This window comes from Cryobacterium flavum, from assembly GCF_900103805.1.
Lineage (GTDB): Bacteria > Actinomycetota > Actinomycetes > Actinomycetales > Microbacteriaceae > Cryobacterium > Cryobacterium flavum.
Window position 1 is genome coordinate 1 of sequence record NZ_FNIB01000008.1, and the last position, 14,294, is coordinate 14,294.

16 protein-coding genes, 1 tRNA gene and 1 pseudogene are annotated in these 14,294 nt (G+C 62.0%); 10 read left to right on the forward strand and 8 right to left on the reverse strand.

The genetic code is table 11. The features are described from left to right. The first annotated feature begins 120 nt into the window (after positions 1-120). Positions 121-981: an SRPBCC domain-containing protein gene (locus tag BLS91_RS20675; RefSeq protein ID WP_241982983.1), complete on the forward strand. Its 861-nt coding sequence runs from the start codon at positions 121-123 to the stop codon at positions 979-981. 201 nt (positions 982-1,182) lie between these two features. Then, the gene (locus tag BLS91_RS20965) at positions 1,183-1,371 is read left to right on the forward strand and encodes a DUF4913 domain-containing protein (protein ID WP_338061590.1); all 189 of its coding nucleotides are present in this window, start codon (positions 1,183-1,185) and stop codon (positions 1,369-1,371) included. A gap of 28 nt (positions 1,372-1,399) precedes the next feature. Here the strand turns inward: BLS91_RS20965 and BLS91_RS19955 are convergent, their stop codons facing one another. Then, on the reverse strand, positions 1,400-1,738 hold the full coding sequence (locus tag BLS91_RS19955; RefSeq protein WP_233197237.1) for a YciI family protein: 339 nt from the start codon (positions 1,736-1,738) through the stop codon (positions 1,400-1,402). Between the two features lie 145 nt (positions 1,739-1,883). Here BLS91_RS19955 and BLS91_RS12550 point away from each other — a divergent pair, with 145 nt between their 5' ends. From BLS91_RS12550 to BLS91_RS12560, 3 genes are read left to right on the forward strand one after another with little or no spacing between them, the layout of a single operon-like run. Continuing rightward, on the forward strand, positions 1,884-2,216 hold the full coding sequence (locus BLS91_RS12550; protein ID WP_092341111.1) for a YciI family protein: 333 nt from the start codon (positions 1,884-1,886) through the stop codon (positions 2,214-2,216). Beyond that, complete coding sequence (locus BLS91_RS12555; protein ID WP_276326806.1) at positions 2,201-3,433, forward strand: RNA polymerase sigma factor; 1,233 nt, start codon at positions 2,201-2,203, stop codon at positions 3,431-3,433. The genes BLS91_RS12550 and BLS91_RS12555 overlap by 16 nt, the downstream gene beginning before the upstream one ends. Beyond that, a complete protein-coding gene (locus tag BLS91_RS12560; RefSeq protein WP_092341112.1) occupies positions 3,433-4,263 on the forward strand; it encodes an alpha/beta fold hydrolase in 831 nt (276 codons plus the stop codon). The genes BLS91_RS12555 and BLS91_RS12560 overlap by 1 nt, the downstream gene beginning before the upstream one ends. A gap of 467 nt (positions 4,264-4,730) precedes the next feature. Here BLS91_RS12560 and BLS91_RS12570 read toward each other — a convergent pair whose 3' ends face one another. Beyond that, positions 4,731-5,273, reverse strand: coding sequence for a Rossmann-fold NAD(P)-binding domain-containing protein (locus BLS91_RS12570; RefSeq protein WP_092341114.1), 543 nt, complete (start codon positions 5,271-5,273; stop codon positions 4,731-4,733). A 236-nt stretch (positions 5,274-5,509) separates the two neighbouring features. On the opposite strand from BLS91_RS12570, the gene BLS91_RS12575 reads away from it, so the two are divergent. Continuing rightward, positions 5,510-6,409 (forward strand): arginase family protein, encoded by a 900-nt coding sequence (locus tag BLS91_RS12575; protein ID WP_092341115.1) that lies wholly within the window; start codon positions 5,510-5,512, stop codon positions 6,407-6,409. Positions 6,410-6,691: 282 nt separating this feature from the next. Here BLS91_RS12575 and BLS91_RS21055 read toward each other — a convergent pair whose 3' ends face one another. The 3 genes from BLS91_RS21055 to BLS91_RS12590 form a co-directional block, all read right to left on the reverse strand. Next, positions 6,692-6,805: an LOG family protein gene (locus BLS91_RS21055; protein WP_198412705.1), complete on the reverse strand. Its 114-nt coding sequence runs from the start codon at positions 6,803-6,805 to the stop codon at positions 6,692-6,694. Positions 6,806-7,102: 297 nt separating this feature from the next. Then, positions 7,103-7,507 carry an NUDIX hydrolase gene (locus BLS91_RS12585; protein WP_092341116.1) on the reverse strand — a complete coding sequence of 135 codons (405 nt, stop codon included), beginning with the start codon at positions 7,505-7,507 and terminating at the stop codon, positions 7,103-7,105. A gap of 358 nt (positions 7,508-7,865) precedes the next feature. Further along, positions 7,866-9,050 (reverse strand): FAD-dependent oxidoreductase, encoded by a 1,185-nt coding sequence (locus BLS91_RS12590; protein ID WP_092341117.1) that lies wholly within the window; start codon positions 9,048-9,050, stop codon positions 7,866-7,868. Positions 9,051-9,087: 37 nt separating this feature from the next. Between BLS91_RS12590 and BLS91_RS12595 the strand changes: the two genes are divergently transcribed. The 3 genes and pseudogenes from BLS91_RS12595 to BLS91_RS21315 form a co-directional block, all read left to right on the forward strand. Continuing rightward, a complete protein-coding gene (locus tag BLS91_RS12595; protein WP_159433856.1) occupies positions 9,088-9,645 on the forward strand; it encodes a TetR/AcrR family transcriptional regulator in 558 nt (185 codons plus the stop codon). A gap of 352 nt (positions 9,646-9,997) precedes the next feature. After that, positions 9,998-10,384: a hypothetical protein gene (locus BLS91_RS12600; RefSeq protein WP_092341119.1), complete on the forward strand. Its 387-nt coding sequence runs from the start codon at positions 9,998-10,000 to the stop codon at positions 10,382-10,384. A 122-nt stretch (positions 10,385-10,506) separates the two neighbouring features. Further along, positions 10,507-11,321 (forward strand): annotated as a pseudogene (locus BLS91_RS21315) (transposase); the annotation flags it as partial. 764 nt (positions 11,322-12,085) lie between these two features. On the opposite strand, the gene BLS91_RS12610 reads toward BLS91_RS21315, so the two are convergent. Both BLS91_RS12610 and BLS91_RS12615 read right to left on the reverse strand, forming a co-directional pair. Beyond that, positions 12,086-12,292, reverse strand: coding sequence for a helix-turn-helix domain-containing protein (locus BLS91_RS12610; protein ID WP_092341121.1), 207 nt, complete (start codon positions 12,290-12,292; stop codon positions 12,086-12,088). Positions 12,293-12,488: 196 nt separating this feature from the next. Beyond that, a tRNA-Arg gene (locus tag BLS91_RS12615) sits at positions 12,489-12,564 on the reverse strand. Positions 12,565-12,633: 69 nt separating this feature from the next. Between BLS91_RS12615 and BLS91_RS12620 the strand changes: the two genes are divergently transcribed. Further along, positions 12,634-13,020 carry a hypothetical protein gene (locus BLS91_RS12620; RefSeq protein WP_092341122.1) on the forward strand — a complete coding sequence of 129 codons (387 nt, stop codon included), beginning with the start codon at positions 12,634-12,636 and terminating at the stop codon, positions 13,018-13,020. Positions 13,021-13,051: 31 nt separating this feature from the next. Here the strand turns inward: BLS91_RS12620 and BLS91_RS12625 are convergent, their stop codons facing one another. Then, entirely contained in the window at positions 13,052-14,182 is a 1,131-nt protein-coding gene (locus tag BLS91_RS12625) for a 3-isopropylmalate dehydrogenase (RefSeq protein WP_092341123.1), read from the reverse strand. Positions 14,183-14,294 lie beyond the last annotated feature (112 nt).

Consider the following 14,294-nt stretch of genomic DNA (forward strand, 5'->3'; position numbering starts at 1 on the left):
CTCGGCCGGGGCACTCGGCTGTGGGACGGCCTGCCCAGCCTCGACCTCACCCACACGGTAACAACGGAAGTGGCCGAGAGTGGCACGATCCACGTTAATTTCGCACGATAGGACGTACTCATGACGATCGAACGCCGACTCGCCCGCGCCGGGTTCACCCTGACCCGCGACTACCCCGTTCCTCTCAAGCGCGTCTGGGACGCGTTCGCCGAAGAGGACCAGAAGCGGGGCTGGTACGGCGCCGGCGACACCATTGAGCCCGGTGAGTGGGCGTTAGACTTTCGCGTCGGCGGACGCGACGTCGACGAGGGGACATTTCACGACGGTCTGGTCTCGCGGTACGAGGCCACGTACACCAACATCGTCAAGCACGTCCGCATCATCACGACCTACAACATGTGGCTCGACGGGGTCCACATGTCGACGTCGGTGGCGTCGTTGGAGTTCGAGACGCTCAACGCGGGCACCCGGTTCACGCACGTCGAGCACGGCGTCTTCTTCGACCAGTTCTGGGCCGATGGGCCGGGCCGAAAGGAAGGCACCCGGGGCCTGCTCGAGGCTCTGGGCAACTACCTCGCTGACGCACCTCACGCACTCAGAACCGGCGTTCCGGCTGCGCACACGATCCCCTTGGAAAGCCGTCGGCGCTTGACCAAAATGGAGGAGTCACTAGAGGTCCTAGTGACTCACAAATCAACCACCACCGCGGCGGCAACCACCTTTTCGCCGGTAAACCGGTCTACGTCCAGCGTCGGGAGCTCGACGAGCCGCACGCTGAAGGCCAGCTGCGGGTGCGCGCGCTCGGCCCCGAGCTGGTCTGACTCGCGCACGATCACGAGCCGTGGCGAACACGCATTGTCTGAGGCATCATGCCAGCGCTCTACGTGCCTCCCGGGTTCCGCGCCCATCACTCTTGGTTTCATCGACAAGGTTCCTCATGACATTTCATTCGACGACCTAACGAGCTGTCCCCGATCGTAAGGACCGATACAGCGCGCGTGGGACCTGATGAAAGCTCTTGTTTGATTGCTTTTAAACACGGAGACTTCCCGCTTCCAGACGAGAAACCAAAGGGTCTCTTCACAGGCGATGACCGCCTGCTGGCACTCCCGGCCGTTCCCACTTTCGTAAAGTCCTGCAATCTCGGATGTCGCGTTCTCGCAGGAGAGGGAAGCACTACGCCTGGAACCAACCTTCGGCATGAGCGTGTGGTGGCGCCACCACGCAGACCACCACATGCGGATGCTCCTGTCCCCGGAAGGACCGTTCGCGACCTCTCGGAACCGGAAGAGCGACGGTAACCCGCTCCCGCCCGCCCATCACTTCCGCCGGCATGTTCGCCAGCGTCCGCACGCTGGTCAGCTGATTTAATGACTTCCTACTGAACGATTTCAAGTCGCTAGAGCGGTGGCAAACCGAGGGCGCGCACTTCGACCGCCGCGTAGCGGGCTTCAACGAAGCGTGCAGCAATCTCGATCGCGCGATCTTCGCTTGCGACGTCGATGATGTAGTACCCGCCCACCCATTCGGTGGTTTCCGCGAATGGTCCGTTGGTTACAGAAAGACCGCCGTTAGTGCGAACCACTTTCGCGCCGGGGACTTCCAGCTCGTGCGTGTCGATCAACTCGCCGGTGGTTGAGAGCTCGCCGATAACTGCGCCGTGGGCGGCCTCGAACTCAGCGAGGGCTTCGCTTTGGATCGCAAGTTCGCTGGCTGCACTCGCGTGGATCAGAATCATGTACTTCAATGGGAACTCCTTCAGTGATGTGTTTCTTACTGCGACGTATAGCGAAAGACTATGAGGACACCGCGTTTTGGCGCGCTGTCCTGAGGTGCTCATCCCGTACGTCGAATTCACACAACGACAAGCAAAGGACCGACTTATGGAATACATGCTATTCATCTGCACAGACTCGACGGCGCCGACGACCGAACCGACTGTCCACACCATCGAGGAATGGGTAGCCGAAACCACTGATGGGGGCACCAGGCGTCACGGCGACCGTCTGCGCCCGGCGAATGATGCGACCACGGTAAAACTGCGTGGTGGGCGGCTCAGCGTCACTGCTGGGCCGTTCGCTGAAACGACGGAGTGGATCGCTGGATATGACGTGATCGAGTGCGGCGACCTCGACGCGGCGATTGAGATCGCGGCGAGGCATCCGATGGCCCAGCTCGGTCAGATCGAGATCAGGCCGATGTGGCCGATCGAGTAGCGGATGCTATCGCGCGTGCCTCTGCCGAGGAAACTGCGCGCATCATCTCCACTGTGATTCGGATGACCGGCGACTTCGCCCTTGCCGAGGATTGTGCACAGGATGCGTTTGTAAGGGCGTTCTCTGACTGGCGCAAAGGTGGTATTCCGGACAATCCTGGCGCGTGGCTGACCACGGTGGCCAAGAGGCGGGCGATCGACCTGCTTCGGCATGCGGGCGCGGAAGATCGCGCGCTTCGGCGGGTTGCCGTCGAAGAGTACGAACCGGTCGAGCCCGATCCGGACATTAGTGGAGATTTCGATGATCGTCTTCGTCTCATTTTCACCTGCTGCCACCCCGCACTTCCGATGGATGCCCGCGTTGCCTTGACGCTGCGAACGGTAGCGGGCCTCACTCCCGCGCAGATCGCGCGTGCCTTTCTCGTGACCGAACCGGCGATGGAAAAAAGACTGGTGCGTGCCAGGGCAAAGATTAAGCACGCCGGTATCCCCTACCGTGTGCCACCGCCCCACCTCATGCCGGAACGGCGCGACGGTGTGCTGGCGGTGCTGTACTTGTTGTTCACCGAGGGATACTCCGCTACCGGCGGGGCGGTTCTCATCCGAGTTCCTCTCCTTCGTGAAGCAATCCGGCTCACCCGGCTGCTCATTGAGCTGATGCCCGACGACGATGAAGTTCGCGCGCTCCTTGCCCTGATGTTGCTGCATCATGCGCGTACCGCAGCTCGCACCGACGCTGTCGGAGATATCGTCACCCTCGAAGAGCAAGACAGATCGTTGTGGGACCGGGATGCCATCACCGAGGCCCTCACCATCCTTCGGTCGCCGGTACCGCGCGCAGGCCGATATGGGCTGCAGGCCCACATTGCCGCCTGCCACCTCGAGGCTTCGGATGCTGCACGCACGAACTTCGCGCGCATCGTTGAACTGTACGACGCTCTCGCCGTCATCGATGCCTCACCGATCGTGGAACTCAATCGCGCGGTCGCGGTGGCGATGTCCCAGGGACCAGTAGTCGGCCTAGCCCTTATCGACGAGCTCGTCACCTCGCAGGGCATGGACGACTACTACTTACTCCCGGCGACACGCGCCGATCTGTTGCGCAGGATGGGTCGAAGGACCGAAGCCGCAACCGAATACGAGAAAGCACTTCAACTGGCCCCAGCAGAGGCCGAGAAACGCTACCTGGGCAGACGCCTGGCAGAAACGAGACGCTGATGCGCATCACCCTGACCGACGGGCGAACACTAGACGTTCACGACAGCACCAACGGAGTTCACGCTGCCCAAACCGTTGTCTGGCACCACGGCTCGCCACAAACCGGAGCAGCCCTCGAACCGCACCTGCGAGCCGCGGCGCTGCGCGGCATCCGCTGGATCTCATACGCACGACCAAGCTACGGAGACTCGTCAGCTCAACCCGGTCGCACCGTCATTAACGCCGCAGCCGACGTCGAGCAACTCATCAATGCGATGGGCATCGACCAGATCGCCGTCATGGGCGCTTCCGGGGGCGGCCCACACGCCCTGGCCTGCGCCGCGATTCTGGGTGACAGGGTGTGGGCTGTAGCAACGTTCGCGAGTCTCGCGCCCTTCACGACAGACTTCAACTGGTTCGTCGGAATGGCAGGCGGTGGGCCGTCCCTGCGTGCGGCGCAACACGGAGAAGATGCCCGCGTAATCTACGAACGAACTTCCAAGTTCGATGAAGAAAGTTTCAATTCGCGAGACTACGCCGCGCTGAAATCGGAGTGGACATCACTCAACGCAGACGCGGGGACCGCGACGGCAGCTGGCCCCGAGGGGCTGATCGCTGACGACCTTGCCTTCGTGAAACCATGGGGCGTTGATCTGTCACGCGTCCGGATACCCGTACTCCTCGCACACGGTGGCGACGACCGCATCGTCCCTCCCTCCCACTCCCAGTGGCTCCTCGAGCACCTCCCCAACGCCGAACTCTGGACCCGACCACGAGACGGCCACGTCTCAATTCTGAACGCAAGCACTTTGGCCATGGACTGGTTACGGCAACAGGCCGAAATGCACTGAGGTGCCCCCTTGCGCCCACCCGTACGCGCGCGGGACTGACCGGCGCATACGAGCTCGCGGATAAGACCGGTGCAGGAAGTTATGGCATCGTCAACGACGCCGGCATCCTCTGGCAAGTCGACGCTGACCCCATCATTTTGTGCATCCTTACTCGAACCAACAACCAGCACGCGGAAGGTAACAACGAAGTGATAGCCGAGAAACCGCGACTCACACGCACTATCCAAATCGTGCTCGCTTGGGCGGTCGGAGTAGTTGGAACCGTTACCACAGCCATTTCCTTGATCCCTTCGGTGGCCGTCATCGCCTCAGTAAGTGGCGTATCTTCCCTTGGATTCGCCGCTCCCCTACTGGTCGTGTCCATGATGTATCTCTCCGTTCCCATCCTCATCGCGTTGGCCATCGCGAATACCGGCCGCCGATGGCGGCTCTGGCTGACCATCGCAATAGCGGTCATCGTCTTGCTCCTAGTCGCCCGCTTCGCAGTGGGTTCGCTCGGTGTCTACTGGATTTCGTTTTGAGTCGCGGAGAGCCGTATGCCGCGCGACGTAGTCGCTGGCGCGCACCTCGACGGCGCTGATGTAGCCGGTGTCGTGGGCGGTGCTTATCTTCGCCCATCCGGCCCGGCGAATCAGTCCCTTGACTTCGGTGGTCGTCGCGGGAGAGTGTTCAGACATTGCGCCGGTCGGCGACCCATACGGGTACAGGTTGCCCATCACGACGTTCCGGGCGCCCATGGCGGATGCGGCGGCGATGGCCGCATCGAAGATGGACGGCCATTGTGCGGCCCAGTCGATGTATGGCGGATTCGTGCAGACAAAGATGGTCGAGGCATCCGTTGCAGCTTGCACAAAGGTGGCCGGATCACTGGCATCCAGTACCAGGGTGGTAGGGCCGACGGCGGTAGAGCCTGAGCGGGTCGCGATGGTCACCGTGTAGCCGCGCGCCGCGAGGCGTTCGGCGAGCGGACAGCCGATCAGGCCCGCTCCAACAACGAGGTGCTTGTTCATGGGTCCATTCGCTTCGTCGTCCCTGGCTTCACCTTGGAAGATTCGTCTATAAAATCCGATCGCATTGGCGGCGAGACTTTCGCGCACGTCGCCTGGGCGCTTGCGGACCTCTCGCGACAAATCACTCGTCTCGTAGTGGGTTCGGTTAACGGGCACTTCTGCTTCGGCGGACTTTTATACAGGTACGGCCGTCGGGAATAGTCGACGTCGGTATGAGGACCTGACAGTCTGGGGGCGTGATCACGCTACTATCTGCACCGTCCAACCTGGGGCTTCGACCTCCCGAGCCGGGAAGCGTGCCGGGCACGTCCAAGGCACCTGAGGCACTTCGAGAAGCGGGTCTGTTCCGTCGTTTGATAGTAGACGGCGCTGTCGACGGAGGAGCTGTCCTTCCCGGTCGGTACGTCGATGACGACATCACTCGCGCCGCCGGCCACGTGCGAAACGAAGCTCAGTTGATCTCCCACGCGCGTCGCCTCGCGCGCCGGATCGCTGGAGTCATCGCCAACGGCCGGGCGCCGCTGGTGATCGGAGGTGACTGCAGCCTTCTCGTGGCGGCTGGGCTCGCGCTCCAGAACAACGCGGGCCTCGTTCACATCGATGGGCACACAGACTTCCGTCATCCCGGAAACTCGGATCAGTGCGCCAGCGTCGCCGGAGAGGATCTCGCCGCGGCCGTTGGTCTGCACTGGCCGGCAGTCGCCAACATCGACGGCCGCGGACCGTACTTCTCGCCCGCCAACACCGTTCACATTGGATGCCGCGAGGACGACCAACATGTCGACGAGGTCCGACGCTTCCTCGGCCTCGTCCTACCCGCCCACCGATCGAACGAGATCGGAATGACCGAGACGGCGAGAGCCGCTCGAACCACCATTGGGAGCGCCGGCTACTGGCTGCACCTCGATGTCGACGTGCTCGACCCCATCTTCATGCCGGCCGTTGACAGCCCCGATCCTGGCGGGCTCAACCCGGAACAACTCGTCGAACTCCTTAAGGCGCTCGCCCCCGGAGCGATCGGAGGCCAAGTCACAGTATTCGATCCCGATCTTGATCCCAACGGACGCTACGCCACGCTTTTGGCCGAAATCATCGCAGTGGGCATGGCTGACCTGGGGCATCAAGTGAAGCGATGAAGGTTCGGCTTACGGGGTCGCCGAGTCAGATATTGAACGCCTGCATGGGCGCCACGGTCGCCTTATCACTCTCGGCTGTCGTTCGGCCGTTTGGTAAGACTTTACTGCAGAGGAACCACGGGTGGTGTGCCTCGTTCATTCCATTTATGCGGTGCTGGCTCCTCAGATCGTGAGCTGGTTGAGCAAGTCTTGAGCGTTGTCGGAAATGATCAGCGAGTCCCGGTAGGTCCTCCGGAGAAATCCTGCGTCCACGCCGGCATCGATCGTCGCGATGAGGGGACCCTAGAAGCCATCGATGTTGTACAGAGCGACTGGTTTATTGTGGATTCCTAGCTGCTGCCAGGTCCAGACCTCGAAGAATTCCTCCAGGGTCCCGGTCCCGCCCGGAAGAGCGATGAAGGCGTCGGACTACTCTGCCATGTGGGCTTTGCGCTCTGCATGGACTCAACGATTTCCAGTCGGGTGAGGCCTGGATGGGCCAATTCTCGGTCGACGAGAGATCCCGGCATAACGCCGACGACGGAACCAGCGTGGCTGACGGCCTCAGTCGCGATGACGCCCATCAAGCCAACATTGCCGCCGCCATAAACGATCCCGATTCCGGCTCAGCCAACGTGCGAGCGAGCCGGGCTGCACCTTCAGCAAACACTGGGCGGTGACCAGACGCGGATCCGGTGAAGATTGCGACCTGCATTAGGCAGCCAGAGCGGGAAACACGAATTCAAGGAGCAGCGGCGCGAGTGGAAAATCCAGTTCGGTCGTGACGGTGGGATCTACCCATCTCAGCTCAACAATTTCCGCCGACGCTACCGGCGCTATGACGACATCGCTACGATAATTGGTCGCGTCGACGATTGTGTCCAACTCGTTTGCGGCGGCGGCAGTCCAGCTGCCCAGCAGGGCGAGGTCTTCCTTCGCGACCGTTGCGCCCAGCTCCTCATAAACTTCCCGGAGAGCGGCCGCACCGGAAGTTTCCCCGGGCTCGGATTTGCCACCGGGCAGCATGAAAAAACTTGTACCACGCTTACGGACGGTGAGTATCCTGCCGGCGCCGTCGCGAAAGCACACCGCAGCGACAATGAGCGTTTGAGTAATCATCCCGTCACGCTATCAATCCTCTACCCTCAAGGCGCGCCCCGCAGAGGGTTCCCTTGTGACACAATTCCAGCTTCTTGAAGCGGTGGCCGGTTTCGTGCCCGAACTGCGTCGCTCACCGTCCGTGAAATGAAATTTGGGATTAAGAGTGTGGCGCTAGCCGACCCAGAAGTAGTCGGATTTCGAGCCGTCCTTTGCCCCGGTTGGCGCCTTTCCCGTGACGCCTCCCATTCGATCTGTAATCCTGCTCGAAATGACTTGCCCAGCTTAGTGATAGCTCCGTCCGCACTCAGTCCGGAACCGTCGGGCACTACGAGCACAGATCTTGCGTTTCAGGACAACGAGACTTGGTCTCACACGTTTAATGGATGTGCTCTGGCCTCGCGCCCAGTCCGACGAATCGCCCGGTAAGCCGAGCGGAGGAAGGGTGGTCCCGGAGGAGTTGTAGCGGTAGTGGCAACGGGGTCCCGGGCGCGTGCGTGGATAGCAGCGGTTCCTGTAGTCGGCGTTGAACCATCTGAGTGATGCGCGCCGGCCAGGATCGCCGACGCTGTACGCGTCGGAGGTCGGCGCGGCTGGGCGTTCCGCTGCGCAGCCCGGGTCCTAAGATGCGAGCGGTCGCGACGGCATCCTGAATCGCGAGGTTGATGCCGACGCCACCGGCCGGCGACATAGCGTGAGCTGCGTCCCCTATGCAGAGGAGCCCATCGACACTCCAGTGGCGCAGGCGTTCTAGCCGTACGTTCAGCACTTGCACGTCGGCGGCGGAGATGGCTGCAACGGCTTCCTGCATCCTCGGGGCGATGAAAGCTATGCGCTGTTTCATCTGAGCGATGTCGTCTTCAGAGCCGTTCCAGCTGCCGGCCGGGATCACATGAGCGATCTGGAAGAAATCGTCACGGTCGATAGTGATGATCATTCCGGCGCCCGCTTGGATGAACGGGTAATGCTCATCGGGCCGCTTCGACAGTCGAAACCAGAGCACATCCATTGCCGCCGCGACACCGACCGGAGTTAGACCGGCCTGGGCACGGACAACCGAGTCACGACCGGAGGCGTCGATGACGAGGCGACCACGGACACTCACGTCGCCGTCGGGCGCAGTGCCGGTGACCCCGACGATCCGACCTTCCTCGCTGGATAATGCGTCGATACGAGTCGATCGGAGAAGGCGGAACCCAGGATGCCTCGAGCACGCGTCAGCGAGCAGGTCGAGGAAGTCCCACTGCGGCATGAACGTCATGGTTTTGCGGCGGGTGGGAAGATGACTGAAGTCGGCCAGCACGAGCTCGGTACTGTACCAGCTGAGAGTCACGCGTTCCATGTCGGAGTGAGGTCGGGCGAGGAACTCGTTGAGAAGACCGAGTTCCTCGAGTAGTTCCTGGGTGGACGGGTGAATCGTGTCACCGCGAAAGTCGCGGAGGAAGTCTGCGTGCTTCTCAATCACAGTGACCTTCACACCATTACGGAGCAGCAATAGTGCCGTCGTCATTCCGGCTGGACCGCCGCCGACAATCACACAGTCGGTCTCGAAATTTTTATTCATGCGTACAGAATCCTCCTCAACATGCAATCATGCGAGTGTGGTCAATAACGTACGCGGACGACCCCTCGGTGGAGCCTTCGCCAGAAAACGCCTGCTCGATGCCGCACAGCGCCACTTTGAGGTCGGCGACCTGACCGAGATCTCTTCCCGTAACCTGGCGAATGAAGTCGGCGTCAGCCATACTCTGGTCAATTATTATTTCGGGTCAAGGGATGACCTCATTGCGGCGGCCGTTTCGTTGCGCGTAGCCCCTCACCACGTGATCGCCGCGGCAATAATGCCCGACGGGAAAATTGATCTCGCACGCCTCGCGCGCGGGCTGATAGCTGTATGGGAGCATCCTGAGCAAGGCGAGCAGCTCACCAAGTTCGCCCGCCAACTCATCGCTGGTGGCCCACACGCACAAGCGCTGTCGTCATACCTCCAGCACACCGTATTTGAAACGCTGACGGCGGAATTCGGCCAGCAGCGCGCCCGTCGCATAGCCACAGCGCTCATCGGTGTGATCTTCTCACGCTACGTACTCACATTGCCATCGATGACTGCGATGACCGAAGGGCAGGCCGCGACACATTTGCTGTCGATGATGCGCTGAACGATAGTCGCCTCGTGCGCGACTGGAGACTCAAGCAGTCGACCTACTTGTCAGCCAGAGCTCCGCCTGAGGATCCGCTAGAAGCAACGCACGTTCGAGGGATAGTTGCTGCAGGCTGCTGGCTGTCCAAGTACTGCGTCCCGTTGGGGTTAGTTCGCCTTGGGTAATTATCGAGGGCTGTGCAGCGCACGCGACAGTGCCGCTGCAGCGGCACGCGCCCCTCTCTGTCAACCTTGTTTGAGGCACCGGGACCGTCCCGAATAGTGTCGTAGAAGGCGGGAAAGAGTTCCCTTGACGAACGCAGTAATGACAGGACCCAGCTCGAGCGGGCAGGCTGTAGGGATGGAAAGGGATGGAAGATGTTCCCGATCCCCAAGTTCCCGAGCGTGCACGGCGGCGGACCTACACAGCCAAGTACAAACGCGACATTCTGACCGAGTATGACCGCCTCGATCGGCAGGGCCGCGGGGCGCTGCTCCGACGAGAAAAGCTGTATACCTCCTTGGTCAGCTCGTGGCGTGACCAGCGAGATAAAGGAGTGCTGGTTGCGCTGGCACGGCCGGCAGGAGCGCCACCTGCCAGCATCGCGGACAAGGACGCGGCCCGGCTGCTGAAAGAGAATCTCCGACTGTCGCGTGAGTTGGATACGGCGAGGCAGGTGATCGCGATCCAGGGAAAACTCTCGGCTCTGTTGGATCAACTCTCGACCAACAGCAGCGCGACGAAAACCAAGAAATAATCGACGCCACCATCACCAAACTCGTCCCGCTCGTCGGCACCAGGCACGCATGCCGAGCCGTGCGACGATCCCGGGCTACGCACTAGCGCCAGCACCCCCGCGCACCGCGGCCGCCCTCATCCCCGCGGCCCCGGCCGGAGCCGATGAAGCAGCCTCGGGCACTGACCGAGCCGGAGCGCAACGTCGTTCTGAAGGTCCTGCGGTCGAGCCGGTTCGTGGACAAAGCGCCGGCGGAGATCCAAGCGATCCTCCTCGACGAGGGCACCTACCTGTGCTCGGTGGCGACGATGTATCGCCTCCTCCGCGCTCACGGCGAGACCGGGGAACGTCGCGCTCAGCCGAGCACCCGGCACGCGTCAAGCCCGAACTCATCGCCACCGGACCCAACACGACCTGGTCGTGGGATATATCCAAGCTCAAGGGGCCGGCCAAATGGTCGTACTTCCATCTGTATGCGATCATCGACATTTACTCGCGGTACGTCGTCGGCTGGATGGTCGCGACCCGGGAATCTCACCAACTCGCCGCGCGGCTCCTGTTCGACACCATCGAGAAGCAAAACATTCGTCGAGACCAGCTGACAATCCACTCCGACAACGGGTCCTCGATGGCGTCAAAACCCGTCGCATTCCTGCTCGCCGACCTGGGCGTGACCAAGTCACACTCCCGCCCACATACGAGTAACGACAATCCATTTTCGGAGTCGCATTTCAAGATTTTGAAGTATTGGCCCGAGTTCCCCGACCGTTTCTACAGCCTCGCCGAAGCACGCTCATTCTGCACCGAATTCTACGACTGGTACAACGGCGAACATCGTCATTCGGGTATCGATCACCTCTGCCGCGAATTGCGGCACGGCGACGACCCGGTTCGACTCATGCGTTTTGGGATACGCCTGACGACGAAGCACGCCGGCGCCACTTTGCACGACGAGCGTTCCGCGGATGTGCGCCCAAGGCGGGTCGGCGGTCATATCTATGTCGCACTTTCGAAGCGCAAGCGTCTCGCCGATGCGCGTCGCCGGGCCGAGCATCACCTCGATCAGGTCCCGCACCTGCCCGTCGGGCTTGGGTCCCATCCTGCCCTCTGCTGTGCGCCAGTCGCGGGCCGCGAGGCGGATTGCGGCTACCTGATCCGGCGTAAGCGCCTTCGGGGTGTGCTGGGGCTTCTTCATCCGCGAGGTTTCCTTCACCGGATTGCGTGCGATGATTCCCCGCCGCACGGCAAACCCCAGCACCATGCTGAGGATCGTGCGGGAGTGCTTGGCCCGCGCGTACGAGATCGCGCGCTGCACCTTCAGGAAAAGCTCAATGCGGCCGACGGTCACTTCCCGAACCGTGAAGTGCTCGAAAAAGGGAAGCACAAGCCCGCGAAGCTCGTACTCGTAGACGGTTTTTGTACCGTTCGCGCGGTCGACGTCGAGCATCAGGTCCTCCAGCCAGGCCTCGGCCAGCATTCTGAACGGCGAGCGTGCGTTCGCTGAGTCGCCGACGTTACCGACGTTACCGACGCGCATCCGCGTGGCCAGCTCGACCTTGAGCGCGGTCTCCGCCGCGTTGCGACTCGAGCCGGTAGCGGTGACTTGCCTCGACTGACCGTCCCAGTCGCGAAAACGAGCCATCGCCCGGAAACGCCCTGCACCGACCTCGGTTGTCTTTATCGCGCCGAACGTGCTGATCGGCAGTCGGGGTCGGCCGGCCATCAGCGCTCGCCCCCGCGGCCGCCCATGGACGGGACGGGCTCGTGAAGACCGTCCAGCCACCGAAGAACATCGGAAACGCGATAGCGAATCTCCCGTCCGACTCGAATGCCGGATGGGCCGCGGCCATCGGTACGCAGGTCGTAGATCGCCTGCACGTGCACGCCGAGATACTTGGCGAGCTCGCTCGTCGTGAGTACGGGTTCCAAACCGAGCCCGAGAGACTTGTAGCATCCATAACCCGTAGGTGCCCAAGGTCACACTAGGTGAATCGAACTGGGTCGCGTACCTTCTTTCCGAGCACCCACAGGGGTCGGGCGCCGCGGAATAAACGTTGAATAAGCGTTGAGTGAATCAAGTCTTGCCCCATCAGTGAGGACAAGAAACCCTGGTCAGACTTTTTTTTGGTGCCCCCGGTAGGAATCGAACCTACGACAATCGGATTAGAAGGCCGGTGCTCTATCCACTGAGCTACGGGGGCGGGACTGGTCAAGGTTATCAACCCCTAGGCTGAGCTCACACCAACCGTCCTATCCACTCCAGGAGCACCATGACCAATCAGGCACACCGAAAGTCCGTTGACGGTCAACCGGCGGAGAAACCGCCAGGGAAACCGGCGGGGCCATCGAGCACACTCGGGTCGGTTCTCGGCACCAGCGCACTCCTGCTGCTCAGTGTCGGACTCGCGTGGGTGCTCGGCGTCATGGGAATCTTTCTGGCTGTGACAAACTGCTCAGCCGCCGACTGTACCGGGCTGACAATCGGCTCGGGCATCGCTACCTTCGGCCCAGCGTCAGTTGTTCTCATCAGCATCGTGATCTCGATCGTTCGGATGGTTCAGCGGCGCCGTGCGTTCTGGGTTCCGATCATCGGCATGGTCGTGGCTGTGCTCATGACGGTTCTTGGTGGCACGGTCGTATTCATGACCATCGGCTGACGGACCGCTCAACCACTCGGCGTTCCCCTCCTCAGCGCAGGGCGGCCAGGTCGTCCATGACGGAGTAGCCGGGCACGATCGGCACGGGCGCACTGCTGCGCACGAGCGACGCGATATCGCGGCCCAGCTCGGCGGTCGAGAAGCCCATACCCGGGCCGGCGGTCGCCGGCAACTGGGCCAGAACGTAGACGGCGGCGGCCTCGATGGCCCGCGCAGCGTCGGCCTCGCCGAGGTGGGCGAGGCACATGGCGGTAGACAGTATCGCGCCGATCGGGTTCGCCCAGCCGCGACCGGCTATGTCGGGCGCGGAGCCGTGAATGGCCTCGAACATGCTTGGTCCGGACCCGTCGAGGTTCAGGTTCGCGCTCGCGGCGACGCCGAGGCCACCCTGGATGGCCGCGCCGAGATCGGTAATGATGTCGCCGAACAGATTGTCGGTGACGACCACGTTGAACCGTTCCGGAGTGGTCGGCAGGTAAAAGCAGAAAGCGTCGACGTGCACGTAGTCCACGGGAACGGTCGGAAAGCGCCCGCTGAGGTCGTCGACCGTCGACTGCCAGAGGGTACCGGCCTCGACCAGGATGTTCTTCTTGTGGCACAGGGTCAGCGTGCCACCCCGACGCTCGGCCAGGCGAAATGCGAACTCGACCACGCGCTCAACGCCCATGCGGGTATTGACGGATTCCTGCACGGCCACGGCGTGCGGGGTACCGGCGTGCACGGTCGATCCCCGCCCCACGTAGGAGCCCTCGGTGTTCTCTCGCACGATCACGAGGTCGCAGCGTTCCGGGGTAAGGCCGGCGATCGGTGTAACCACACCCGGATAAAGCTTGACCGGGCGCAGGTTCACGGCCTGCTGAAAAGTGCGTCGCATCTCGAGAATGAACCCGCGTTCCAGAATGCCGGGCGCGACGGCGGGATCGCCCATCGCGCCGAACAGAATGGCGTCCTGTGCGCGGAGCTGCTCCCGCAGGGCCGGAGTCCAGAGTTCGCCGGTGGCCAGGTAGTGCCGGGCGCCGGCTGAGATCTCGATGAGTTCGGTGCTAAAACCGAACACCGACTCTGCTGCCACGAGCACGTCGAGGGAAGCATCAATGACCTCGGGGCCGATGCCGTCACCGCGAATCACGGCCAGCCGGTGGACTCTCGCTGTGCTGGTCATCGTTTCTCCCATTGATAGATTCGTGCCGAGGCAGGTCATTGACCTGATCATCGGCGCTCGATACTCTAGTTAGGTTACTGGTCAGACCAGTAGGAAGACCAGTACCTCCCGT